This is a genomic window from Paraburkholderia sp. BL10I2N1, assembly GCF_004361815.1.
Taxonomy (GTDB): Bacteria; Pseudomonadota; Gammaproteobacteria; order Burkholderiales; family Burkholderiaceae; genus Paraburkholderia.
Window position 1 is genome coordinate 2579029 of record NZ_SNWA01000001.1, and the last position, 23209, is coordinate 2602237.

Below are 23209 nucleotides of genomic sequence, written 5' to 3' on the forward strand. Positions count from 1 at the left end.
AAAAGCCCGACGGTCGTGATCGACCGGTCGGGCTTTTTATATGTGCGACCCTTTCCGTAACGTCGCGTCAGGGATGCTAACGGGGCAGTGCGTCGCCGAGGAAGTGGCGCGCGTAGCGTGCGTTGATCTCGGATAGACGGAAGAGTGTAAGGAAGTCGGCGGTATTGAAATCGGGATCCCATGCCGGCGCGCCGCAGATCTTCGCGCCGAGACGCAGGTAGCCTTTGACGAGGGGCGGCGGTGCGACGTCTGCGCCGTCCTGCAGTTCCTCGACCGGCAGCGGCGTGTGCGGGAACGCGCGATACTCCGGTGCCGTCAGGGCGCTATCGCGCAGCGAGCCGTAGAGATTGGCGGCATAGTGACCGCCGTCGGCCATCGAGACGCTCGCGCAGCCGAGCATCGTTTCGTAGCCGTTTTGCATCATGTACGAAGCGAGGCCGGCCCACAGCGACATGATCACCGAGCCGCTGCGGTAGTCCGGATGCACGCACGAGCGGCCGACTTCGACCATCTTCGAGCGCAGATGCGTGAGGCGCGAAACGTCGAATTCGCTTTCCGCGTAGAGGCGGCCGATACGCGCAGCCTGGTGCGGCGGCAGCACGCGATACGTGCCGACCACCTTCAGCGTGTCGAGATCGCGGACCAGCAGATGATCGCAGTAGCCATCGAACGAATCGACGTCGAGACCGACAGGGCCCGTGAGGCGCGCGCCCATTTCGTCGGCGAAGACGCGGTAACGCAGACGCTGGGCCTCGCGAAGCTCCTCATCGGACCTCGCCCAGGCGACCTGCAGCCGATGCTGTGCGGTGACCGTTTCCTCGGCGCGCGGCAGGCGGCGGCGCGGTTCGGACAGGATCGAAGCGAAGGGCAGGGTAGGCGTCGGCAATTCTCGCATGTGGCGTTCCTGGTCGGAAAAGGAGGAGTCCGTTTTCCCGCCAATGTAGTAACGCCCGGTGACGCTCGCGTGGCAAAGCGATGACGATTCAATGACTCGCCGTAAGCCTGCCGCGTGGTGATTGTATGAATCAGACGAGGTCGGGGCTGATGGCCGCCCGCAGGACCACCTGTTCGTCGCCGGCCCGCTCGCGGTTGGCGAGCCACCAGAGGCCGGATTTTTTCAGCGGCCAGTTGGACGCGTTTCCGGACAGCAGTAACGCGGCGACCTGGCCGAGCGTCGGTTGATGGCCAACCACGACCACTGTAGGCGCGATGCCGTCGGGCCAGCCCACGGCGGTGAGCACGTCGGTGGCGCGTGTGCCGGGCGCGAGTTCGCGCACGACGCGGTACTGGTCCGTCAGTGCTTCGACCGTCTGCACGGTGCGCGCGGCAGGGCTGACGAGAATCACGGCATTATCGTCGAGCCGTGTCCGCAGCCATTTCGCGATGCTTTGTGCCTGCTTGCGGCCACGCGGGGTGAGTTGCCTCGCGAGATCGCTTGGGGCGACGTCTTCGGCTTCGGCGTGACGCCAGAGGATGAGGTTCATCGTCGTCTCCTGTAACTCGTGGATGCGTGGGCGTGCACGGCGTTCGTGACACACTCGCAGGTTTCGTCATGCGTGTTGCGGTGAGCATTCCCACTGTCGCACGGCTGTGTACGAAACCGCAAGGCAGCGTCGAATTCGCCGTCGCGCAATTCGGGATTGACGGCGCTATCTGCACCCAGGTAGAATCTCGGATTCGTCGGAGCGTAGCGCAGCCTGGTAGCGCATCTGATTTGGGATCAGAGGGTCGTAGGTTCGAATCCTATCGCTCCGACCATTAGAATCAAGCACTTAGCCCAGCCTTAACCGGTTGGGTTTTTTGTTTTCTACGGTCATGTAGGCACTGTGTAGGCAAATTCGGTCAACGCAGCCAGCCACCTCTCGTACTTGCAGCACGCCAGCATCGCTTCGGCGGCGGACGATTCGCGGCACGTATCGCAGCCTCCACCACCTCATCGCGTAGTGCCAGGAAAAGGATTTCTCGCGTGGCATAGGTTTCAGCCTGAACACGGATAGACGCTGCGCCTCCACGAAAATAGAACTGCCTTACTGCAACCAGTGAGGATAGACGGACTACGAGGGCGCGTGTTATGCCGCAAGTGCGGGGCAGCACCGCCCAATGATGGAAACGTGGGCGGCGCATGTATATTGTATGATGGATTGATTGAGTAAGTTAATGCCTGTCTAAGATAGCATCCCTCGGAGCGTAGAATTCTCCACCAGTTGGGTTCTTGATGATATGCCAGATTAAATGGCCGTCAGCTTCGCCTTTCCATTTTTCGCCCCAAAAAAATGACGAGAGGCTGACTATTGCCGATTGCCCGGCAGCGTCAATATCTCCTTCAATATTTGAATTTTCCTCGTCGTCGCAATCTACTCTATTGCCATTTTGCGCTACGGCACAATACTGCCCGCGAAGTTTGCGTCCGTGCTGCTTTAGATCAACCGAAAATGTCCGTGAAATCGGCACATCGTTCCAGTTCCACTCACCATTGAACGAATGGGAAAACGCGCACACGCTGTAGGAAAATACGATAAGTGCGCATCCCAATGGAATATTTTTCAAAATTTTCATACTATTTATAACTAACGTTTAGTGGGAGTGTTCTTTGAAACGTGCGCGCGTTTCTATTGAAGAGAACCAGTTTATTTTCATTTGGTGCTCGGCACGTACTTTCGACCATTAAAAAAATACCGCTTGCGGACACTCTCCTCAGCAGTTCCAGAAACGATGGCAATACCAACAAACCCGTCGTGCGACTTCCCGGCAATCGCCACACTATTACCACCAGTTGCAAGTATGAGTGATGGCTCGCCAGTTGACGGTTTTTCCACTAGCCATATGGGGCCAAGCGCCGCTCCCCACCCACAAGCCTCGCTAGTGGTAACAAACCATGTAGATGCCAAACTATTCGATGACAGAGGAATTTGCTTCCCCTGCATCTTGCAATTCAGTGAACCATAAGGCGAAAAGGAGATGTCTGCTTCGATAGTTGAGCGAAATGCTTGTGGGACTGGCCCAAGGTCAGGACTCTCCACAGATGCGATGGGTTCCGACGCGTATGCAAAACAGGATACGCAAACCGTCGCCAGAAATACCAGTATTGCTTTCATGTTTACCCTCAGTCCGCCACGTTAGAGCAAATATTATTCAAAATAAGATCAAAGACTGGCATAACCTTAGATTCCGAGATTGCTTTTCCGCCATACGCCAGGCTCGGGCCATCATGGTGATATGCGTATGTCATCACGAAAACATTTCTACCGGTAGCCCCACCAGCGGTTGCAAGTCGCTTATTTTCCAGATAATGCCTCACCATCGCGTCAGCACCTTGTTCTGCATCGAAACGCTGACTATTTGTGTTGATCCCGTATGAGGCTGCTGTTTGGTCGACGAACTGCCCCAGCCCTGAAGCGGACGTTGTGCCTGCGGCAGCATCGGGATTAAAGCCAGATTCGTGACGAGTCATTGCCAGAACCATCGCAATATCTTCCCTGTTCAGGTGATATTGACGACCTTTCTGAACTAAAAAATCTATGACTTTGGTTTGCGCGCCTTTCGATGCGTCACCACCCCTTCGACTATTACCGGCAATTCGGCCCGGTGAGGTGTCAATCGGAAGTCGATAATGACTCCAACTCACGATTTGACTATCTTTATATGCTGGCGCTGGGTGAGGCACCCAAATCGAGTCATAATTGATGCAATTACACGATTGTGCATTAATAAAATTCCCCACCAGCCCGATCGGATGGATATGGAACACATCGGGACTGGACGGGAAGGGCTGGCTGACCTTGCCCTGTACCTCATCCCACCAGGCAAGCTTGCTGATGCGTTCAATTTCGGCGGCGTGATACGGCGACGGCTCGCTACGCGTCACCAGTTGGGCGAACAGTTCCCGATAGCTTTCCTCACTGGCCCATTCGCTGCGATGCCGTGGAATCAGGCGCGACGCGCGAAAACGCAGCCACCTGTTCGCCCCGTGCGACAGGAGTTCGTCGGCGGCTTCCTTTTCGTTACGCGCGGGTGACATGGCACGGTAGACACCCGTCGCCAGCGGCTTGAGTTTGCCCACGTCGGACAGATCGGGCTTGCCTGCGTCCAGGACATAGTCGAGCCAGGCATCCGCCGAGCCAAACAGCGTCGGATTGTTCGCATCGGAATCCGTGAACATCTCGAAATCGCTCCAGTGGCCTGGGGATTCGCGCGTCACCCGGCCAGCAGGGGTCTGCCGGTTGCGCACCCAGCCCGTGATATCCGCGTAGCGGCTGTCCGCGCTGGTGATTTTCCACCAGGGTTCGCCCTTGCCGTGGTTGAAGGGATCGTCATCGACGGAGCCCTTGCAGTCAGCGGGCAGCGCGTCCAGTACGCACTGGCTGTAGACCTGCACAATAGCCGTGCGGGGCGCATTGGCCCCCTCCTGCCTGACCGATGGACCGGCGTACAGTTTCACGCTCCGGTCGATACGCAGGATAGGCCGCTCATTGTGATAGTCCGCTTCTGCTGCCGCCCGGCTGGCTTCGATGTAGGCTGGCAGCGTGCCATCGCAGAACACCTCGATATGCACTATCCGGTTTGGCTGCGCGGGGTCCGCCGTGTGCCAGTATGGCCCCAGGTACCCAATCAGGTCGCCCGCACCGACCTTTACCGGATGGGGTGGAATCACCACGCGGTCAAACGCTGAATCGGGCATGACCTCGCGCACCACGGGGTCGCCGGGCTCGCTGCCCATGAAAATCCAGCCGCCAACGGCCTCATACGGCCCGACAAACCGGCCGTCCTGCGGGGGGTATGGAGACGGACCCTCGACGGCGCTGACCTGCCCCCAGTCACCGTCGCGGCGCCCGATCGTGGCCCGCGCACCGTGCGGCAGGGTGCACCGAATGGTCCCGTGCTGCTTTGATGCGCGCACCCTCAGCCCTGCGCGGTCCGGCGCGGATGGTTGCCCCTGGCTGGCGGGGTGGGGGCGGTCCTGGGCGTAGGACGTTACCTCGACCTGCGTACTCCAGTAGCCGGGGCGCGGCTGGGACGGCTCGCACTCGTAATCCGCGAAGCCCTGAAGGTGCATGTAGAGGCTGAAGAAAGACAGCCGGTTTCCGGCGGGATATTCGAGCGTATGGCGCACCAGTGCAAAGCTGGTGCTGTACGGCACGTTCAGTTCCGGCTGTCCGCCGCTTGCCGGAATCCTGCTCGTGGGGCTGATACGATCAAGCCGGTAGGCAATGACCTCGCCATCGGCCAGGCAGCGCACGCCGTATTTCAGGTCCAGCATCGGACCAGCGCCTTCCGCTGACACATGAATGCCGCCATGCCACAGGCCGGACGGACTCGCGGCAAAGTTTCCGCCCGGCTCGTTCATCAGCCAGGCATGAAACAGGTGTTCATCGATGATGGTCTTGCCCCTTCGCGTCGCGAAACGGAAAGGCGAACCGCAATGGTTTCGGCGTTGTACTGGTCGGCTGCGGTGTCCGCGGGTTATTCGAGGCGGGGCTGCTCGTCATGGATTCGGTGCGCTCCTGGGTGAATAGGGACGCACCACGCTATGACGACCAGACGATCAGCGTCAATTGGCCAATGTCTGAATTTGTGCAAGCAATTGTCAATGATTGGCTCGCTCACGGTGGCGCTCCTGGCGGCGAACTCAGTCGTGCTCTACTGTCATGCCTGTATCGGGTCGATTTCCGTCAGCAGTGCGCCGACGTTCTTCGTCGCGTCCTGTCGCAGCCTGTCGATCCAACGCCCCCACACGTAAAAGACCCGAGCGTTTACCCTCATTAGAACGCCAATGCGTACAGTTGTATTATCTGCGCATGGCGAAACCATCCCTGCGCGAGGATCTTCTCGAAGCCGGCCAGAAAGTACTCTGGGAGCAGGGCTATACGGCGGCCGGCGTGCGCGACATCGTCGCGGAAGCCGGGGCGCGACCGGGGTCTTTCACCAATCATTTTGCGTCGAAGGAAGACTTCGCCGGCGAGGTCGTCGTCCGTTACTTCGACTATGTGTCGGGCCTCGTCGAAGCGGCGCTGGCCGATGATGGCCTCACGCCTACGCAACGGCTGCGCCGCTATCTGGACGCGATCACCGCGAAGCTCGAAGAGGGTGAGTGGTCGCGCGGTTGCCTGATCGGCAATTTCAGTCTCGAGACCACCCCGCACAGTGAACAGTTGCGTGAGCAACTGTCCGCGATTTTTGTACGCTGGCGTGCGCCTTTCGCCGAATGTATCGCGCAGGGCCAGGAAAGCGGCGAGATCGCCAGCACATTCAGCGCCGATGACCTCGCCGATTTCCTGCTCGCCGGATGGCAGGGGGCCATGCTGCGCATGAAAGTCGATCGAAGCCCGGCGCCGCTCGAACGCTTCAAGACCATCATATTCGCTACCGTCTTTGGGGGAAGTCCGTCATGAACGCAGCAAGCCCGTCGTCGACAGCATTCACACGCCATCACGTCGACGTTCTGGAGTCGACGATGTCCTGGATCGAAGCGGGCCAGGATGGTTCCGTTGTGCTCTTTCTTCACGGCAATCCAACGTCATCCTTTATCTGGCGCAACATCATTCCGCGGGTGGCGCCTGTCGCACGTTGCATCGCGCCGGATCTGATCGGCTTCGGCCAGTCGGGCAAGCCGGAAATCGCGTATCGCTTCGTCGATCATGTGCGCTATCTGGATGCGTTCATCGATGCGCTCGGTCTGAAAGAGGTGGTGATCGTCGCGCAGGACTGGGGCACGGCGCTGGCGTTTCACTTCGCCGCGCGGTTTCCCCAGCGGGTCGTCGGGCTTGCGTTCATGGAGTTCATCCAGCTGTTCCCGGGTTGGGACAAATTTCATCAGCGTGCACTCGCGCGCGAACTGTTCAAGGTGTTTCGCACGCCGGGCCAAGGCGAAAAGCTGATCCTCGAAGACAACGTTTTCATCGAGCGTGTATTGCTGGGTTCGGTGTTGAGGGACATGAGCGACGCGGAAAGGGACGCGTACCGCGCGCCGTTCCCGACACCCGAGGCGCGCAGGCCCATCCTGCAGCTACCGAGGGAACTGCCGATCGCGGGTGAGCCCGCCGATGTGCACGCCCTGATGGAAGAGGCGCACTGCGCGCTGCGTGCATCGACGTATCCGAAGCTGCTGTTTTACGCCGAGCCGGGCGCGATCGTATCGCCGGAGGCCGCGCAGGCGCTCGCCGCGCAACTGGTCAACTGTCGCCTCGTCGAACTCGGGGCGGGCGCACACTATCTGCAGGAAGATCATCCTGAACTGATCGGCGATGCCGTGCGCGCGTGGGTGTCGACCGAATGTGTGGGCGGCGCGGCGATTCTCGACGAAACCGGTGCGGCCTGACACGAAGATCACGCGAACGGCACCGGCATCCGGTCTCCTGTGCGGCTCGCCGGATGGCGGCCGTCGATCGGACCGCGAATCCCTGCCCGGCAACGTGCCGGGCGCATGTCCTGACGTAACACAGCGATGCTTCAGTGCTGGACCGGGTCGGCCTGCCGTTCTTCCGACATTGAGAGATTGAAGCCTGCGCGCCACAACACCGCAGCAGCACGCATGAGCGTACTGCGGTCGCGGGCACTCAGCTCGCGTTGCTGGCGCACCATATACTCAGCGAGCGCGACTATCGTGCTGTCGAGCGTCAGGTCGTTGCCTTCGTGAAGCGCGACGCTCCGGATCTCCCACACGATCGACTCGAGTCTGTGCTGCGCCATCTCTTCCCCCGATGCATGTCATTGTGTCGTAACTGTAGTGACAATGTAAGGTTGGCAACGTGCGGACGGACACACTTCGTCATAGGTCGGCATGACGGTGAATGAATCAGGGAAAAGGTGGGTGAACCTCGCGAACCAGGTACTCAGGTTCAATGGACGAGACATTTCCGGGCAGCTGCATCCGCTACCGCCCGCCGTGAGGGGAGAGTGGACGGTATGCGCGCGGGCGGCGAAATCCACGCCGCCCGCGCGTGCACCTCAATGCCTGTGGCGCATCCAGTCGAGCATATGGTGTTCGGCAATCCAGTGATGCACCATGCCTTCTCCGCCATGCTCGCGCCGATAGCTCCTCGACTCGAAAACGGACAACGCGATGAGCACCAGCAAGCCGATTCCAAGACCGATGAAGCCCGCGATTGATTCAGCGTCCATGGCAGCCTCCTTTGCGATTGCGGCCATGCGTACATGGTAGACCAGTCATCGCACACCGGGGAAGGGGGTGTGCGACGTGCGCCTTCCGTCAGGGAAAACGCTTTGCAGGTAGACTCTGGGCGCGTCTTGCCGCAAGGCTCGCCACGCACCCTGCCGCACCGCGAATGGCGGGCGGCGCTGTTCTATCTCCCTGTTCGAGCGTTTATGAATCGCATCATCCTGATTGCCTTGCTGCTATCAGCCCTGACGGGCTGTGTGAACGACCCCAATGCCCAGCACCACGGCACACCGCCGAAGGATCCGCAGGACTACCACGGCGTGCCGACCGATGATCGCCCGCCGTCCATGCTGAATACGCCAGACGCGCCGAAGTAACCGTCGCAGGGCCCTGGCTCCGGCACGCCGGGCGCCACCCGGGCGTTTCGTCAGACGTTCGCCGGTGCCACGCTGGCCGCTGCGCGCGGCAGATACCACAGCAATGTCGCGCCGCGCGCAGCCATGAAGACGAGCAGGGCGCCCCATAGCCCATGATTGCCGTACGGCGTCATCAGGGCCCACGACGCGGTGACGAACACCGTCAGCGACACGGCCATCGCTTTCATCAGTTCATGCGTGCGAGTCGCGCCGATGAAGACGCCATCGAGCAGAAAGCCCCACACTGAAATGACTGGCGACAATGCCGCCCATGGCAGATAGGTCTCGGCTGCGGCGCGCACGGCGGCCTGGTCGGTCAGCCGTTCGACGATCCACGATCCCGCAGTCCAGTACACGGCGGCGAATCCCAGCGCGCCGACGGCAGACCAGAACAGGGTCACCTTGACGGCCTGGCGGAATGCGTCGCGGTCGCGTGCGCCGATTGCGGCGCCCACGAGTGATTCGGCAGCATGTGCGAAACCGTCGAGTCCGTACGCCATGAAGGTCTGGAAATTGAGGAGCAGCGCATTGGCCGCGAGCGTCGCATCGCCCTGGCGCGCGCCCAGATGGGCGAACCAGCCGAATGCGCCGAGCAGGCACAACGTGCGCACGAAAATGTCGCGGTTGATCGCCACCAGTCGCCGGAGCGCCTCGCGATCGACCAGCGAGGCGCGGTCAAGGGCGCCGAGACCGCGCGGCCTCAACTGCCAGAGAATCGCTGCGCCGAGCACGAAGCCGAGCGCGTCGGCAGTCGCGGTTGCGGCGCCGATACCCGCGATGCCCCAGTCGAACACATACACGTAAATCAGCACGGCGCCGATGTTCACCACGTTGATGAACACCTGCGTCGCGAGTGCAAGGCGCACGCGCTGGGTGCCGAGCAGCCAGCCGAGCACGACATAGTTCGCCAGCGCGAGCGGCGCGGCCCAGATGCGCCCATGCGAATACGCGCGCGCATGCTGCTGGACCGCCTCACTGCCACCGATGGCACGCAGCGCGTAGTCGATCAGCGGCGTCTGCAGCAACAACACGGCCGCGCCGATCGCGAAGGCGAGCAGCAGCGCGCGCACGACGTTCATTCGCAGGCCGGCGGGATCGTTGGCGCCGAAAGCCTGTGCGACCAGCCCGGTCGTCCCCATGCGGAGAAAGCCGAAACCCCAGAAGACGAAGCTGAAGAAGAGCCCACCCAGCGCGACGCCGCCCAGATAGGATGCGTTGTCGAGATGGCCGGCGACCGCCGTGTCGACGGCGCCGAGAATCGGCTGCGTCAGATTGGCGATGACGATCGGAAAGGCAAGCGTCAGGACCCGCCGATGCCAGCGCGTCGGCACCGTCGCGCCGGGCGCAGTCCCGCTCAACCGCGTTCCTGCACGCAGACCCAGGGTGACACCACGACGGCCCAGAGGTCCGGGTCGCGGACGGCGAAATCAGTTGCGGTCTCAGCCTGCACGCGCTCGACGAGACCTGCCGACAGCCATTGGGTGACCTGCGTGGTGTCGTCGCTGGCGATCGCTTCCGCGACGCTCACGAGGTCGAGGTCGCGTGCGACACGCAACAGCACGCCACGTGCAAAGAATCGTTCGAGTTCGGGCCAGCCGATCTTCGCGGTCTCCGCGAGGAGCTTGACATAGAGTGGGCTGGGCGAGGCGTCAGGGGAGGTCATGGGGAATAAAGGGAACAGGACTGGCGGGCGTTACTATAAACCATCGCCGGGCGACAGCCCACGCGATATCGGCTTCGGGAATGTTACATCTGCCGAATTAAGGTCTGCCTATTATCGACCGATTTAGGCATTCCTGATGCCGCCGCGTATTTAATATGACTAAAGCAACTCGCCCGCCAATGGTTGCCAGACACGCCGGATTTAACAATTAATGCAACGGAATCGTGCGTTTGCGCACCAAGTTTTAAACGGCCGATTATCGCAAAAAAACCGCGTTGCGCTTCGCACCAATGCCTGCGCCAGGTACGTTCGATGACTTGACCCGACGGGCTGAAACGTATGGCTGGCGCGGCCTTCGCAAAGGGGTGCGAATCACATGGGGGGCGATCGGCGCCGCCGCGTCGCAGCATTCTGCTTCTTTCGCTTTGCTAACTGGATGGTCAGCGTGACGCATTATGGGTACTCAGTGCGCCGAGTAACACTATTTGCACAATTAATCGATTGCGTGGGTATAGGCGCGTTGCTAGATTTCGTTTCGGCGCATGGTGAACCGGTCCTTTGCCGATATGCGCCGAACCCCCGTTAGCCCGGCCTCGTGCCGGGCTCTTTTTGCCCTGTGCGCGCGTCGTACCTGTTCGTCGTCACTGCTTGCAGCGGATTACCATCGAACGGTTCTTGACGTTTGCGCCAAGGATGCCGCCTAGAGACCCCCCTGAAGTCCCGCCCTTGTCTACATCCTTCGAGATGATGTCGTAGCCATATGCACCGCATGCCTCGCCTGCCTGCCTGTAGCACTCGCCCCAGCTTTCGCTGGCATCGCTGCCGCTGCAGTTGATGGCGAAGCCCGTTTCTCCGCTCGGCAGGTAGGTGAGCTTCGTCGTCGACGAGCAGCCGGCGAGGCCCGCAAGCGTCAAGGCAGCCAGAGCGGCCGCCGCGGCAGATGCGCTTTTCATCGCAGATTTCCTTGTTGCGGACCAGGCTGTTTGCCTGGTCCTGAGTCATATCTCAAATGGATCGCTTCCAGGTGGGCAGGGTTCCCCGCCAGCAACGCCGCTGAGCCTGAGCGACCCGCGAGGCACCCCAGGCTCAGCGAGGCGGCAGTGCGCGCGATGGATCGATCGAGCGGCCCTGATAGCGCAACTCGAAATGAAGCATCACCCGATCGTTGTCGCTGTCGCCCATTTCCGCGATTTTCTGTCCCTGCGAAACCTTCTGGCCTTCCTTGACGAAAAGCTCCCGGTTGTGTGCATAGGCCGTCAGATACTCGCTGTCGTGCTTGATGATCAGCAGGTTTCCGTAGCCGCGCAGTCCGTTGCCGGCATAGACCACCGAGCCCGTCGCCGCAGCCACGACCGGCGTGCCCGGCGCGTTGGCGATGTCGATCCCCTTCGAGTTCTTGCCGTCGAAGGTCCGCACGATGTTGCCCGGCGCCGGCCATACCAGTGAAATGGACGACGCCGGCGCTGCTGATGACGAAGCCGTTTCAGGCGGCGCGCTCCTCGAGCCAGCCGTCGGGCCCGAGCCTGTGCGGGCTTCGGCGCTGCTCGCCGTTGCAGCATTGGCCGGCGGCGCGACACGCAGCACCTGACCGACCTCGATCGGATTGCTCAGGTTGTTCCAGCGAGCGATGTTCTGTGCCGATGTGCGATTGCTGCGGGCGATCTTCGACAGCGTGTCGCCCCGCTCGACGCGATAGAACCCCGGCCCCACCGGGGCCGCCCCACATGCGGCGAGCGCTGCGATCAACGAAACGCAGGCAAGCCGTCTGATTTTTGTTCCCAACATTGAACCTCGCAAACTCCGCCGCGCGCCGGTCACGCGTTCTCGCGATCCTGTTCGGGCGGCAGTGGCAAAACGACTGATTCTAACGTGTCTGAATTGCATCATATGAAATGCGGCTGCGTTGCCTGGCAAGACGCGACCGCGCGCGAATCAATTCGAACCGGCCACGGCGATGCGCAGCGACGCCGTTTCGGTCGCGCCGGGCGCAAGCCAGCGCAGCCCGAGTCCGTTATGGATCGCGTCAGGCAGGCCGAGCCACGGCTCGACGCAATAGAAGTCCGATTCCGGCGCTTCGGTCCACGTCGTTACCGCATACCAGGGAATCGAGCCCGGCCGCTGCAGGTCGATCGTGATCGTGCGGCCGAGGCCCGGCGCGATGAGTCGCACCGGCTGGGTCGGTGTGCCCTGGAGGCAGTGGAAGCGGTCCATGATGTGCGGATCGTCGAGGGTGCAGCGCGATTCGCCCGGCTCGGCGGGACTGATCGAGCCGTCGGCTTCCTGACGACGGCGTTGCGTCGGCGGTAGTTCGAGCGCGGTCTCGCCTCGCTGCGTGTGCGGCAGCGCGAAGTAGAAGTGATGACCGGCATAGTACGGAAGGGGTGCGTCGCCGGTGTTGGTGGTGGTCAGGTCGACGTCGAGCGTGTGGGCGTCGGCGAGGCGGTAAGTTGCGTCGAAGCGGAAGCCGAATGGGTAAGCGGCGCGGGTCGCGTCGCTGTCTGACAGCGTCATCGTGACGCCCGCGCCCTGGGCGTCGACGCTGGCCGCAAACGGCAGATCGCGCGCAAAACCATGCATCGGCAGATCGCGCACGACGCCGGCGCTATCGCGCCATCGGCCGATCTGCCCATCTACCCGATGCCGGGCCAAAAAGGGAAACAGCAACGGATTGCCGCCGCGGATTCTTGCTGGCTGGCTCCAGTCGGCCTGATCGGGCCAGTAGATGACCGGCTGGCCGTCGATGTGCCACGACAGCAGCCGGCCGCCGGCTTGCGGCGCAATGCGGAGCAGGGCAGTGCCCTGTGCGATTTCGAGAATGTCCTGGTTCTGGAATGTAGGCATGGCAGGCGTTCAGGCTGGCAATGATTTAAACGACGGTTTGGGCGGGCGGCGGACGGGAAAACACCGGCCGACGTCGCGTGCGGCAAGTGGGCGATTTTGCGCTGCTTTGGTCTACGGGGAAACCCTTTCTCGGGAAATTGCGGGCGTGACCGCACAGACAAGCTTCCCGATAATCCGTTCAAGAGCCGGGTGGATTGCCCGGTGCCTGAAATTTCGAACGGAGGGAATCTGATGGATCTCGCCATGATAATGGGTGTCACCCTGTTCGGCATGTTCACGGGCAGCACCATCTATTTCCTGTACAAAGTCCCGCGTTGAGGTCGAGCGACCGCACCGGGGTGGACTGCGTAGCATCCGCCGCATGATCCCCAAGGCCCGCCTTCTGGCGGGCTTTTTCTTTAATTAGTGTTACGTGTGTTTCAGGTTGTGACGCAGTGCGGCAAATTTTCTTCGATATGTGGGGAAAACCCTTGGCGGTCCCATGGTCGCCAGGCATAATCGGGCGGCTCCCTCGCGTTTGGGCGTGTCGTCCAACGCATAGTTCACCTATTGAGAGGACCCCCAAGTGAATCTGTGGTTTCTGATATTTCTGAGTGTGTTGCAGGGTGTCACTGAACTGTTCCCGGTCAGCAGCCTTGGTCACACGCTGCTCGTGCCGGCGCTGTTTGGCATGCACATCGACAAGCACGCTCCTCAACTGCTGCCGTTTCTCGTCGCGCTGCACCTGGGCACGGCATTCGCGTTGCTATGGTATTTCCGCAAGCGCTGGATCGCGTTGATCGGCGGGTTCGTCGCTGCGCTGCGCGGTCGCAGCAACGACGATGGCCACATGATGTGGGCGCTCATCATCGGCACGATCCCGGCGGGTCTCGTCGGCCTCCTGCTGGAGAAGCGGCTCGAGCGCGTGTTCCATGATCTGCGGATTGTCGCGATTGCGCTGATCATCAACGGCGTGCTGCTGTGGTTCGGTGACCGTCTGCAGCGCGCGCGTGCGCATCGCGCGCCGGAAAAGCTCACGTTCAGGCAGGCGTTTCTGGTCGGACTCGCACAGGTCGGGGCACTGATTCCCGGTTTCTCGCGCAGCGGTCTTACGATGATTGCCGGAAATGCAGCCGGTCTCACCGCTGAAAAGGCCGCCGAGTTCGCGTTTCTGCTGGGCACACCAATCATTTTCGCGGCTGGCCTGCTGGAAGTGCCAAAGCTCTTTCATGCACCGGACCAGCTCGCCGACGCGCTGCTGGGCGGCGTGCTGACGGCCATCGCCGCGTATCTGAGCGTGCGCTTCCTGATGCGTTATTTCGAGGGACGCGGCCGTCTGGCGTCGTTCGGTATCTACTGTGCCATCGCGGGCGCGCTATTTCTCGGCTGGTTCCTGCTGCATCCGCAACCGGTGTGAGCCATGCTTGCCGTATCGGCCGGCGGGGACGGCGGTCCGCGGTGATACGGTATAATTTATGACTTGGCTCCGGATGCGGCTGTAGGGGCGGCAATTAGCGCCTCAACTCATGCCACATCGAGCAGTCAAGTCCGGTCTTAGTCTCCCCATAGTTCAACGGATAGAACACGGGTCTTCTAAACCTGAAATCGAGGTTCGATTCCTCGTGGGGGGGCCACCCAAGCTCCAGGCTACGCCAAAGTGTTTTACAACAAAACCCCGCAACGCTCCGTGCTGCGGGGTTTTTTGCTTTCAGAGCCCTCGGTTGTCGCCAATTGACGAAGTGCGCATCACGCTGACGCACCCGCAACAGCTTGCGGGCGCCGATTACCTGAGCCGCGACGCGGCGTTTTCACAACACGCACAGGACGCGACGAAGAACGTCGGCGCACTGCTGACGGAAATCGACCCGATACAGGCATGACAGTAGAGCACGACTGAGTTCGCCGCCAGGAGCGCCACCGTGAGCGAGCCAATCATTGACAATTGCTTGCACAAATTCAGACATTGGCCAATTGACGCTGATCGTCTGGTCGTCATAGCGTGGTGCGTCCCTATTCACCCAGGAGCGCACCGAATCCATGACGAGCAGCCCCGCCTCGAATAACCCGCGGACACCGCAGCCGACCAGTACAACGCCGAAACCATTGCGGTTCGCCTTTCCGTTTCGCGACGCAAAGGGCAAGACCATCATCGATGAACACCTGTTTCATGCCTGGCTGATGAACGAGCCGGGCGGAAACTTTGCCGCGAGTCCGTCCGGCCTGTGGCATGGCGGCATTCATGTGTCAGCGGAAGGCGCTGGTCCGATGCTGGACCTGAAATACGGCGTGCGCTGCCTGGCCGATGGCGAGGTCACTGCCTACCGGCTTGATCGTATCAGCCCCACGAGCAGGATTCCGGCAAGCGGCGGACAGCCGGAACTGAACGTGCCGTACAGCACCAGCTTTGCACTGGTGCGCCATACGCTCGAATATCCCGCCGGAAACCGGCTGTCTTGCTTCAGCCTCTACATGCACCTTCAGGGCTTCGCGGATTACGAGTGCGAGCCGTCCCAGCCGCGCCCCGGCTACTGGAGTACGCAGGTCGAGGTAACGGCGCACGCCCAGGACCGCCCCCACCCCGCCAGCCAGGGGCAACCATCCGCGCCGGACCGCGCAGGGCTGAGGGTGCGCGCATCGAGGCAGCACGGGACCATTCGGTGCACCCTGCCGCACGGTGCGCGGGCCACGATCGGGCGCCGCGACGGTGACTGGGGGCAGGTCAGCGCCGTCGAGGGTCCGTCTCCATACCCCCCGCAGGACGGCCGGTTTGTCGGGCCGTACGAGGCCGTTGGCGGCTGGATTTTCATGGGCAGCGAGCCCGGCGACCCCGTGGTGCGCGAGGTCATGCCCGATTCAGCGTTTGACCGCGTGGTGATTCCACCCCATCCGGTAAAGGTCGGTGCGGGCGACCTGATTGGGTACCTGGGGCCATACTGGCACACGGCGGACCCCGCGCAGCCAAACCGGATAGTGCATATCGAGGTGTTCTGCGATGGCACGCTGCCAGCCTACATCGAAGCCAGCCGGGCGGCAGCAGAAGCGGACTATCACAATGAGCGGCCTATCCTGCGTATCGACCGGAGCGTGAAACTGTACGCCGGTCCATCGGTCAGGCAGGAGGGGGCCAATGCGCCCCGCACGGCTATTGTGCAGGTCTACAGCCAGTGCGTACTGGACGCGCTGCCCGCTGACTGCAAGGGCTCCGTCGATGACGATCCCTTCAACCACGGCAAGGGCGAACCCTGGTGGAAAATCACCAGCGCGGACAGCCGCTACGCGGATATCACGGGCTGGGTGCGCAACCGGCAGACCCCTGCTGGCCGGGTGACGCGCGAATCCCCAGGCCACTGGAGCGATTTCGAGATGTTCACGGATTCCGATGCGAACAATCCGACGCTGTTTGGCTCGGCGGATGCCTGGCTCGACTATGTCCTGGACGCAGGCAAGCCCGATCTGTCCGACGTGGGCAAACTCAAGCCGCTGGCGACGGGTGTCTACCGTGCCATGTCACCCGCGCGTAACGAAAAGGAAGCCGCCGACGAACTCCTGTCGCACGGGGCGAACAGGTGGCTGCGTTTTCGCGCGTCGCGCCTGATTCCACGGCATCGCAGCGAATGGGCCAGTGAGGAAAGCTATCGGGAACTGTTCGCCCAACTGGTGACGCGTAGCGAGCCGTCGCCGTATCACGCCGCCGAAATTGAACGCATCAGCAAGCTTGCCTGGTGGGATGAGGTACAGGGCAAGGTCAGCCAGCCCTTCCCGTCCAGTCCCGATGTGTTCCATATCCATCCGATCGGGCTGGTGGGGAATTTTACCCATAGTGGCACATGCGATTGTAAGGCCCGTTTTGAAAAGATATCAAAGATCGTTCTGCATAATGAGGGCGGATTTGTAAATGATCCAGATGATTCGGGCGGAGCTACAAATAAAGAAATTGCTTGGCCTGCGTGGCAAGCGTATGCCAAGGAGGATATCGGCGTCGAGTCGACATTAGCTAATCTGAAAGCGCTAACTGACGATCAGGCCAAGGTGATATATCTAAAACGCTGTTGGGAGCCGCGCGGTTTTTGTGGATTCGTCAACGAAAAAACTGCTTTGAACATCTACGATTGGACAATAACTTCTGGTCAGGCCATTAAAAAAATTCAAGAACTGTTGATTTCCGACTACTCCACGCCAGTCGCAACTAACAACAAGATGTCAAAAGAATTGGTAGATCAAATCAATTCTATTGGTGATCAAGAGGGGCTGGCGCAGAAAATTGGAGCGGCGCGCAAGCGATACTACACATCACTTGCATACGACAAAGATGGCCACCCGTCCAAGAATTACAGATTTTTGGACGGGTGGTTAAAAAGAGTCGATCAGTGTTTGAGATATAATGGATAAATAGTATGAAAATTCTGAAAAGTATTCCATTGGGATGCGCGCTTATCGTATTTTCCCACAGTGTGGGCGCGTTTTCCCATTCGTTCAATGGTGAGTGGGACTGGCGCGATGCGCCGATTTCACGGACATTTTCGGTTGATCTAAAGCAGCACGGACGGAAACTTCGTGGGCAGTATTGTGCGGTAGCGCAAAATGGCAATAGAGTAGATTGCGACGACGAGGAGAATTCAAATATTGAAGGAGATATTGACGCTGCCGGGCAATCGGCAACAGTCAGCTTCTCGTCATTTTTTGGGGCGAAAAATGGAAAGGCGAAGATAAAAATGAGTGACGGCCGTTTAATCTGGCATATCATCAAGAACCCAACTGGTGGAGAATTCTACGCTCCGAGCGATGCTATCTTAGACAGGCATTAACTTAGTCGCTCCTGCAATATTCATTTTGTGAATTGAAGCGCGCCATGCGAGGGATATGAAGGCAGCTTCATCAGGGCGAAATCAGCGAACATACGCAGGAGCACAAGAATAAAAAAGACTGGCTTGATACCCCGACGGGCGATGGCACGCAGCAGCCAGCGCAGGTTGTAGCCAGCGGCGCACAGTACGGCATGTAGCGCGTCGCCGGCTTGTCCCTTGAGCCAGCAACGTCGCATGCCGTGATCCTGCTTCACATGACCGATGATCGGCTCAATGGCCTGTCGCCGTTTGAGCCAACGCCGCTGGGGTGCCGACAGCGTCCTTCTCTTGCCGCGATGCACGACCTATACCGGCGCAACGTCCGTATCGACGCCGCGAAACCCGAGATCGACCAATGCGGTCTTCGTACGAGGGGCGTCCGGCACATCCTGCAACAGGATCGATGTCTGCTCGAGCTGTTCCGCCAGGGTGTGGCCGTCGTTGGGGGTGCCCGGGAACGCACGTGCACCGACGATCAGTCCTTGTTTCTCCGTAATTGCCAGGCTGACCTTGACGCCGAACTCGTAGGGCTGCCGCGCCTTGCCTTTGCCGAAGCATTCGACCTCCGGCGCATGCAGGGCGTACAACTTGTTCTTATCCTTGGGACGTTGACGGCAGATGCGCCAGGCCCGCTCCAACCACACACGTAGCCGCGCCTGCCGTTCGTCCGCAACCTCGGACAGCTTGCGTTCCATGTCACGCAACAACCGGCCCAGCACTGTGCGCTGTCGTTTAAGCACGCGACGCAGGCGCTTGAACTGTTTGGCATGCGCGTAGCTGCCGGCTCGGCGGCGCAAACGCTTACCCTCGCGTTCGTAAGTCTGCTTCAGATTCAGACCGGCATGCTGCGCCAGCTGTACAAGCCGGGCACGTGCCACTTCAAGCAGTCGGCTGTCGGTCGGATAGGCAATCGCCTTCTCCTGGACAGTGGTATCGACAATCACCCGTTCGAACTCCGCCGGCGTTACCGCCTTCATCTGCACCGCGGTGGCGATTGTCGTTGCCAGCAACTGACACCGACTTCGCCCAGGGCCTGACGAAAGCGCACCAGATTGGTCGGATCGCATGGCAGGCGGGGCTGAAAGTAGTCTTCGCCGCAAAAGAACTGGAAGTAGACGTCCTGCGCCCAACGCCCGCATACCGACTCGTCGCTTTCGTTGTACGCGTGCTTCAGGTAGAGCAGACCGACCATCAGCCGAACCGGCAAACGGTCTTTACCCAATAAGCCTCTCCGGCTGCAATATGAATTTCGTGGCCACCCAAGCTCCAGGCTACGCCAAAGTGTATTACAAGAAAACCCCGCAACGCTCCGTGCTGCGGGGTTTTTTGCTTTCAGAGCCCTCGGTTGTCGCCAATTGACGGCCAGAATTTTTGAGGGTGTTTCTGGGGGTAGGTGACAGATATCCGAATCGGCGAACACAGCAAATAGATGCCACTCGTCACGCCACACCCCACAACCTCGCGTCCTTGAATACGCAAAAAAAAGGGGCAGCCGAAGCTGCCCTGAAGGTCCGGTGCGAGCGGACTGTGCTTACTCAGTGTGACCGGTCACTGCAGGTTGAGCGCATTCGTCAGGTCGCCCATCGGCTTGCCGCCGTTTGCCATCAGTGCCTTGTCGCGCGCAGCAATACCCGGCAGCGTCGGCAGTGCGTAGCGGTGCGTGATGAAGCGCAGAATCGAAGTCGTGTCGTACTGGGTGTGGTCGACGTAGCCCTTTTTCGCATAGGGTGAAATGATGAGCGCCGGCACACGCGTGCCCGGGCCCCAGCGGTCGCCCTTCGGGGGCGCAACGTGATCCCAGAAGCCGCCGTTTTCGTCGTACGTGACGACCACCACCGTGTGCTTCCACTGCGGGCTCTTTTGCAGGTGTGCGATCACATCGGCGATGTGCTGGTCGCCCGATGCGACGTCCGTGTAACCCGCGTGTTCGTTCAGGTTGCCTTGCGGCTTGTAGAACGCGACCTGCGGCAGCGCGCCGGCGTCGATGGCCTTGATGAACTCCGCCCCGTCCACGCCACCGTCGAGCAGATGCTTCGCACGGTTCTCCGTGCCCGGTGCCAGATCGGCAAAATAATTGAGCGGCTGATGGTGCGCCTGGAAGTTCGGCGACGACAGGCTCGCGCCGTAGATCACACCAGGTGTGCGGCTCTGCGATGCGGACCATGCCGCACCCCATGCGCCGCCATACCACGCCCACGACACGCCGGCATCGTTCAGCAGATCGCCGATGTTCTGCTGTGTCTGCGGCGGCAGCGTCGTGGCTTGCGCCGGATCGGCGAAACGCAGGTCACCGCCAGGCGCTGCCTTGTTGCCGCTCGGCTGATAAGGCGGCTGCATCGTGTTGACCGCGTAGAAATCGGGAGTCAGGTTGCCCGAATTGACGAACTTCGGTGGTCCGCTCACGGAGGACGGCGGCGAGTTCGATGCCACTGCCAGCGTGACCTCATCCGGTTGCACCGCCGAGATCGAACGGGCTGCCACGCTCTTGTCCGCATTGGGATAGATCGGTGTGCATGCACAGACCAGCCACTGGTGATTCAGGAACGAACCGCCAAAGGCGCCCATGAAAAAGTTGTCGGCGAGGGTGTATTGCTGGGCGACTTTCCACAGCGGCAAATTGTCGGCGTTCAACCTGTAGTAGCCCATCACCAGACCGCCGGAATCGGCCCATGCGGCGAATTTGTCATTCTTGCCACCGTCGATCTGCATCTGGTTCTCATAGAACCGGTGCCACAAGTCGCGCGTGGTCGCAGTGAGGGGAGTGTTGAAACCATGCGGATCGTCGATCGCGAAGGCGGAATTCGGCAGATTTGCGGTCATCGCCTGGGTCACGACCGGCGTGACGCCCGTCTGCGTCAGTCCGTTCCAGACAGGGGGCAACGTGGCGAGCACCGACCCGTCGCGGTCGAGTTGCTGCGAGCTTGCCGGCGTGACGTTCTGCAATCCGTTCGCGCCGGGGAACTGGCCATAGAGATTATCGAAGCTGCGGTTTTCCGCGTAGATCACCACCACGTTCTGGATCGCGCTGAGATCCGGGTGCCCCAGTTCGCTGCTGGCGCAGGCGTATAGTCCGATCGCCGCTGCGATAGCGACAGGCATCGCGCAGATCAGTTTCTTGTTCATCAGTTTTTTCTCTCGCGTTATGGCTGGCTGCGGCGGTCCATCTGCTGCGCTTTTGAAGTCGCATTTTGACGTCCGTAGCCAGCGGCCGAAGTGTCGCAGAACAATTTGACAGAATAGTGTATCGGCTTACTGATTGCCCAAACGGGCTTGCATCGATGCATGCAAAATGTCATCCGACTGTCATGTGTGGGACATAGCCTCGCGCACTTCAATATCATCCAAGAAAATGCTCATATGTTGTGTGCTCTGGCGCGGGTGCCGCGGGTGCCGCGGGTGCTAAAGGGACGGGTTTCGGCGAGCGCGTGGCGCGCGGGCTGTCTGGGCGTTGCATGGCTGTCGTTCGTGCTCGCCGGTTGTGACGCGCGCGGTCCGGTCGACGACACGCTGGCGAACTCAGCGGTGACGAAACCGGGTACGCAGGCTGGGCTGCCGGCGGTGGCGGTGGCGGGGGCATCCGCTGCATCGGCTAGCGTGGTGCAGGTCGCCGCGACTCGTGGCGGGCAGACACGTGCCGAAGTCTACGAATCGGTCCGCAAGATGACGGCGCTTGGCAAACAACTGTTCTTCGACCCGTCACTGTCGGGCTCGGGGAAACTCTCGTGCGCGTCGTGCCATAGCCCCGAGCATGCATTCACACCGGCAAACTCCCTGGCGGTGCAATTGGGCGGCAGCGACATGCGCCAACCGGGCATGCGTGCAGTGCCGACGCTCAAGTACCTTCAGTCGGTGCCGGCCTTCACCGAACACTTCCACGACTCGGAAGACGAAGGCGACGAAAGCGTGGACGCGGGGCCGACCGGCGGTTTGACGTGGGATGGCCGCGTCGACCGAGGTTCGGACCAGGCGCGCATTCCGATCCTGTCGACCTTCGAAATGGGCAGCACGCCCGGGCAGGTGACGGCGGCGGTGAAGGCCGCGCCGTATTCGAACGCTTTTCGCGCAGCCTTCGGCGAGCGCATCTTCGACGACCCGGAAGCGACCTTCAAGGCCGTGCTGCAATCGCTTGAGACGTTCGAGCAGACGCCCGAAACGTTCTACCCATACACGAGCAAATACGACGCGTTCCTCGCGGGCAAGACACAGTTGACGGCCGCCGAACTGCACGGTCTGCAGCTTTTCAACGATGAGAGCAAGGGCAATTGCGCGAGTTGTCACCTGAGTGAGCGCGCCAAAGACGGCTCGCCTCCCCAGTTCACCGACTTCGGCCTGATTGCGATAGGTGTGCCGCGCAATCGCGCGCTGGTGGTCAACAGAGACCCGCACTTCTTCGATCTCGGCGCATGTGGTCCTGAACGGACCAACCTGAAGGGGCGCGACGAATACTGCGGAATCTTCCGTACGCCGACACTGCGCAACGTCGCGCTGAAGAAGCGCTTCTTCCACAACGGCATCTATCGCTCACTCGACGAGGTGGTGCGCTTCTATGCCGAGCGCGATACGAATCCGGAGAAGTTTTATCCGGTCGTGAAGGGCCGGGTGGCAAAGTTCGACGATCTGCCGAAGCGCTACTGGGCAAACCTGAACACGGAGCCGCCGTTCGACCGCAAGCCCGGCGAGCAGCCGGCGCTCAACGAGGCGGAAATCAAGGACGTGGTGGCGTTCCTGAATACACTGACAGATGGGTACGAGCCGCCGGCGCGTTGAATGGCGTTCCGATCTGACGGCCCTCGCCCCCGCGAGGACTGGCGCGCTTAAGGGCATGCTATGCTTTTAAGGTTCGGCTCACGAGCCTGGCAGTGTGGCGGGTCGAACGGCTCTTCAAGGAGAAACAATCAATGTCGATGCGAAACCAGGCACTTATCGGTCTGACGGCGGGCGGGCTGCTGCTGGTTGCCACCTGCGGCGCGCAGGCAGCCAATCTGAGCTTTCTCAACGACACGCCGCTCAGCTATATGAGGCAAAGCGACATGGATTCGATCAAGAAGGCGGTCGATCGCGCGCTCGAAGAGAAGCAGGACGGCGAGACGACCAACTGGCTCAACGAGGGAACCGGCAACAGTGTGAAGATCGACGCGACGATTTCGCTCGACAAAACCACGAAGGACGGCGATCGCACCTGCCGTTCGACGGGCGTTGTGCTGTCCGCGAAGGGGCAGTCGATGAACCTGCGCCCGGTGTTTTGCCGGCAAGGCAGCGGTGCGTGGAAGTTGCAGAAGCGGTGATGAACGCGTCGCCTGAGGCAGCTGGCATTGCCGCATTGGCGAGCGTGCCGTTACAGGACCTCGTG

Annotated in this window: 22 protein-coding genes, 2 tRNA genes and 1 pseudogene; 11 read left to right on the forward strand and 14 right to left on the reverse strand. The window is 60.8% G+C overall.

Going from position 1 to position 23209, the window contains the following annotated elements; genetic code table 11:
* Positions 1-76: 76 nt before the first annotated feature.
* Positions 77-895, reverse strand: coding sequence for a GNAT family N-acyltransferase (locus tag B0G77_RS12145; protein ID WP_133662350.1), 819 nt, complete (start codon positions 893-895; stop codon positions 77-79).
* A 130-nt stretch (positions 896-1025) separates the two neighbouring features.
* Positions 1026-1484, reverse strand: coding sequence for a phosphohistidine phosphatase SixA (sixA, locus tag B0G77_RS12150; protein ID WP_133662351.1), 459 nt, complete (start codon positions 1482-1484; stop codon positions 1026-1028).
* 197 nt (positions 1485-1681) lie between these two features.
* On the opposite strand from sixA, the gene B0G77_RS12155 reads away from it, so the two are divergent.
* Positions 1682-1758: transfer RNA gene (locus tag B0G77_RS12155), tRNA-Pro, on the forward strand.
* A gap of 396 nt (positions 1759-2154) precedes the next feature.
* Here the strand turns inward: B0G77_RS12155 and B0G77_RS12160 are convergent.
* The 3 genes from B0G77_RS12160 to B0G77_RS12170 all read right to left on the reverse strand — a co-directional run bounded on the left by B0G77_RS12160 (position 2155) and on the right by B0G77_RS12170 (position 5344).
* On the reverse strand, positions 2155-2556 hold the full coding sequence (locus tag B0G77_RS12160; RefSeq protein WP_133662352.1) for a hypothetical protein: 402 nt from the start codon (positions 2554-2556) through the stop codon (positions 2155-2157).
* Between the two features lie 77 nt (positions 2557-2633).
* A complete protein-coding gene (locus B0G77_RS12165) occupies positions 2634-3095 on the reverse strand; it encodes a hypothetical protein (RefSeq protein WP_133662353.1) in 462 nt (153 codons plus the stop codon).
* A gap of 8 nt (positions 3096-3103) precedes the next feature.
* The gene (locus tag B0G77_RS12170; protein ID WP_133662354.1) at positions 3104-5344 is read right to left on the reverse strand and encodes a transglycosylase SLT domain-containing protein; all 2241 of its coding nucleotides are present in this window, start codon (positions 5342-5344) and stop codon (positions 3104-3106) included.
* Between the two features lie 451 nt (positions 5345-5795).
* Between B0G77_RS12170 and B0G77_RS12175 the strand changes: the two genes are divergently transcribed.
* The gene (locus tag B0G77_RS12175) at positions 5796-6389 is read left to right on the forward strand and encodes a TetR/AcrR family transcriptional regulator (RefSeq protein ID WP_133662355.1); all 594 of its coding nucleotides are present in this window, start codon (positions 5796-5798) and stop codon (positions 6387-6389) included.
* Entirely contained in the window at positions 6386-7315 is a 930-nt protein-coding gene (locus B0G77_RS12180; protein ID WP_133662356.1) for a haloalkane dehalogenase, read from the forward strand. Before B0G77_RS12175 ends, B0G77_RS12180 begins: the two co-directional genes overlap by 4 nt.
* Positions 7316-7446: 131 nt before the next feature.
* Here the strand turns inward: B0G77_RS12180 and B0G77_RS12185 are convergent, their stop codons facing one another.
* Both B0G77_RS12185 and B0G77_RS43170 read right to left on the reverse strand, forming a co-directional pair.
* A complete protein-coding gene (locus B0G77_RS12185; RefSeq protein ID WP_133662357.1) occupies positions 7447-7686 on the reverse strand; it encodes a hypothetical protein in 240 nt (79 codons plus the stop codon).
* A gap of 258 nt (positions 7687-7944) precedes the next feature.
* Positions 7945-8118, reverse strand: coding sequence for a hypothetical protein (locus tag B0G77_RS43170; protein ID WP_166656147.1), 174 nt, complete (start codon positions 8116-8118; stop codon positions 7945-7947).
* Positions 8119-8322: 204 nt separating this feature from the next.
* On the opposite strand from B0G77_RS43170, the gene B0G77_RS43175 reads away from it, so the two are divergent.
* Positions 8323-8493 (forward strand): hypothetical protein, encoded by a 171-nt coding sequence (locus B0G77_RS43175; RefSeq protein ID WP_166656148.1) that lies wholly within the window; start codon positions 8323-8325, stop codon positions 8491-8493.
* 50 nt (positions 8494-8543) lie between these two features.
* On the opposite strand, the gene B0G77_RS12190 is transcribed toward B0G77_RS43175, so the two are convergent.
* From B0G77_RS12190 to B0G77_RS12210, 5 genes are all read right to left on the reverse strand, one after another.
* Entirely contained in the window at positions 8544-9890 is a 1347-nt protein-coding gene (locus B0G77_RS12190) for an MATE family efflux transporter (protein ID WP_243750976.1), read from the reverse strand.
* Entirely contained in the window at positions 9887-10195 is a 309-nt protein-coding gene (locus tag B0G77_RS12195; RefSeq protein WP_133662359.1) for a DUF2288 domain-containing protein, read from the reverse strand. Before B0G77_RS12195 ends, B0G77_RS12190 begins: the two co-directional genes overlap by 4 nt.
* A gap of 641 nt (positions 10196-10836) precedes the next feature.
* On the reverse strand, positions 10837-11148 hold the full coding sequence (locus B0G77_RS12200; protein ID WP_133662360.1) for a hypothetical protein: 312 nt from the start codon (positions 11146-11148) through the stop codon (positions 10837-10839).
* A gap of 133 nt (positions 11149-11281) precedes the next feature.
* Complete coding sequence (locus tag B0G77_RS12205; RefSeq protein WP_133662361.1) at positions 11282-11980, reverse strand: peptidoglycan DD-metalloendopeptidase family protein; 699 nt, start codon at positions 11978-11980, stop codon at positions 11282-11284.
* A 147-nt stretch (positions 11981-12127) separates the two neighbouring features.
* Entirely contained in the window at positions 12128-13036 is a 909-nt protein-coding gene (locus B0G77_RS12210; RefSeq protein ID WP_133662362.1) for an aldose epimerase, read from the reverse strand.
* Positions 13037-13601: 565 nt separating this feature from the next.
* Between B0G77_RS12210 and B0G77_RS12220 the strand changes: the two genes are divergently transcribed.
* The 5 genes from B0G77_RS12220 (at position 13602) to B0G77_RS12235 (ending at position 17820) form a co-directional block, all read left to right on the forward strand.
* Entirely contained in the window at positions 13602-14432 is an 831-nt protein-coding gene (locus B0G77_RS12220; RefSeq protein ID WP_133662364.1) for an undecaprenyl-diphosphate phosphatase, read from the forward strand.
* A 142-nt stretch (positions 14433-14574) separates the two neighbouring features.
* Positions 14575-14649 (forward strand) — tRNA-Arg (locus B0G77_RS12225).
* 87 nt (positions 14650-14736) lie between these two features.
* Positions 14737-14895 carry a hypothetical protein gene (locus B0G77_RS43180; RefSeq protein WP_166656087.1) on the forward strand — a complete coding sequence of 53 codons (159 nt, stop codon included), beginning with the start codon at positions 14737-14739 and terminating at the stop codon, positions 14893-14895.
* A gap of 157 nt (positions 14896-15052) precedes the next feature.
* Complete coding sequence (locus B0G77_RS12230; protein WP_133662365.1) at positions 15053-17404, forward strand: glycosyl hydrolase 108 family protein; 2352 nt, start codon at positions 15053-15055, stop codon at positions 17402-17404.
* 5 nt (positions 17405-17409) lie between these two features.
* Positions 17410-17820: a hypothetical protein gene (locus B0G77_RS12235; RefSeq protein WP_133662366.1), complete on the forward strand. Its 411-nt coding sequence runs from the start codon at positions 17410-17412 to the stop codon at positions 17818-17820.
* Between the two features lie 20 nt (positions 17821-17840).
* Here B0G77_RS12235 and B0G77_RS12240 read toward each other — a convergent pair.
* Both B0G77_RS12240 and B0G77_RS12245 read right to left on the reverse strand, forming a co-directional pair.
* Positions 17841-19078: pseudogene (locus B0G77_RS12240) on the reverse strand (IS5 family transposase); the annotation flags it as partial.
* 329 nt (positions 19079-19407) lie between these two features.
* Positions 19408-20982 (reverse strand): acid phosphatase, encoded by a 1575-nt coding sequence (locus tag B0G77_RS12245; protein WP_133662367.1) that lies wholly within the window; start codon positions 20980-20982, stop codon positions 19408-19410.
* 234 nt (positions 20983-21216) lie between these two features.
* On the opposite strand from B0G77_RS12245, the gene B0G77_RS12250 reads away from it, so the two are divergent.
* Both B0G77_RS12250 and B0G77_RS12255 read left to right on the forward strand, forming a co-directional pair.
* Positions 21217-22626 carry a cytochrome c peroxidase gene (locus B0G77_RS12250; RefSeq protein WP_133662368.1) on the forward strand — a complete coding sequence of 470 codons (1410 nt, stop codon included), beginning with the start codon at positions 21217-21219 and terminating at the stop codon, positions 22624-22626.
* 131 nt (positions 22627-22757) lie between these two features.
* Positions 22758-23144, forward strand: coding sequence for an RT0821/Lpp0805 family surface protein (locus tag B0G77_RS12255; protein ID WP_133662369.1), 387 nt, complete (start codon positions 22758-22760; stop codon positions 23142-23144).
* The last annotated feature ends 65 nt before the right edge of the window (positions 23145-23209 follow it).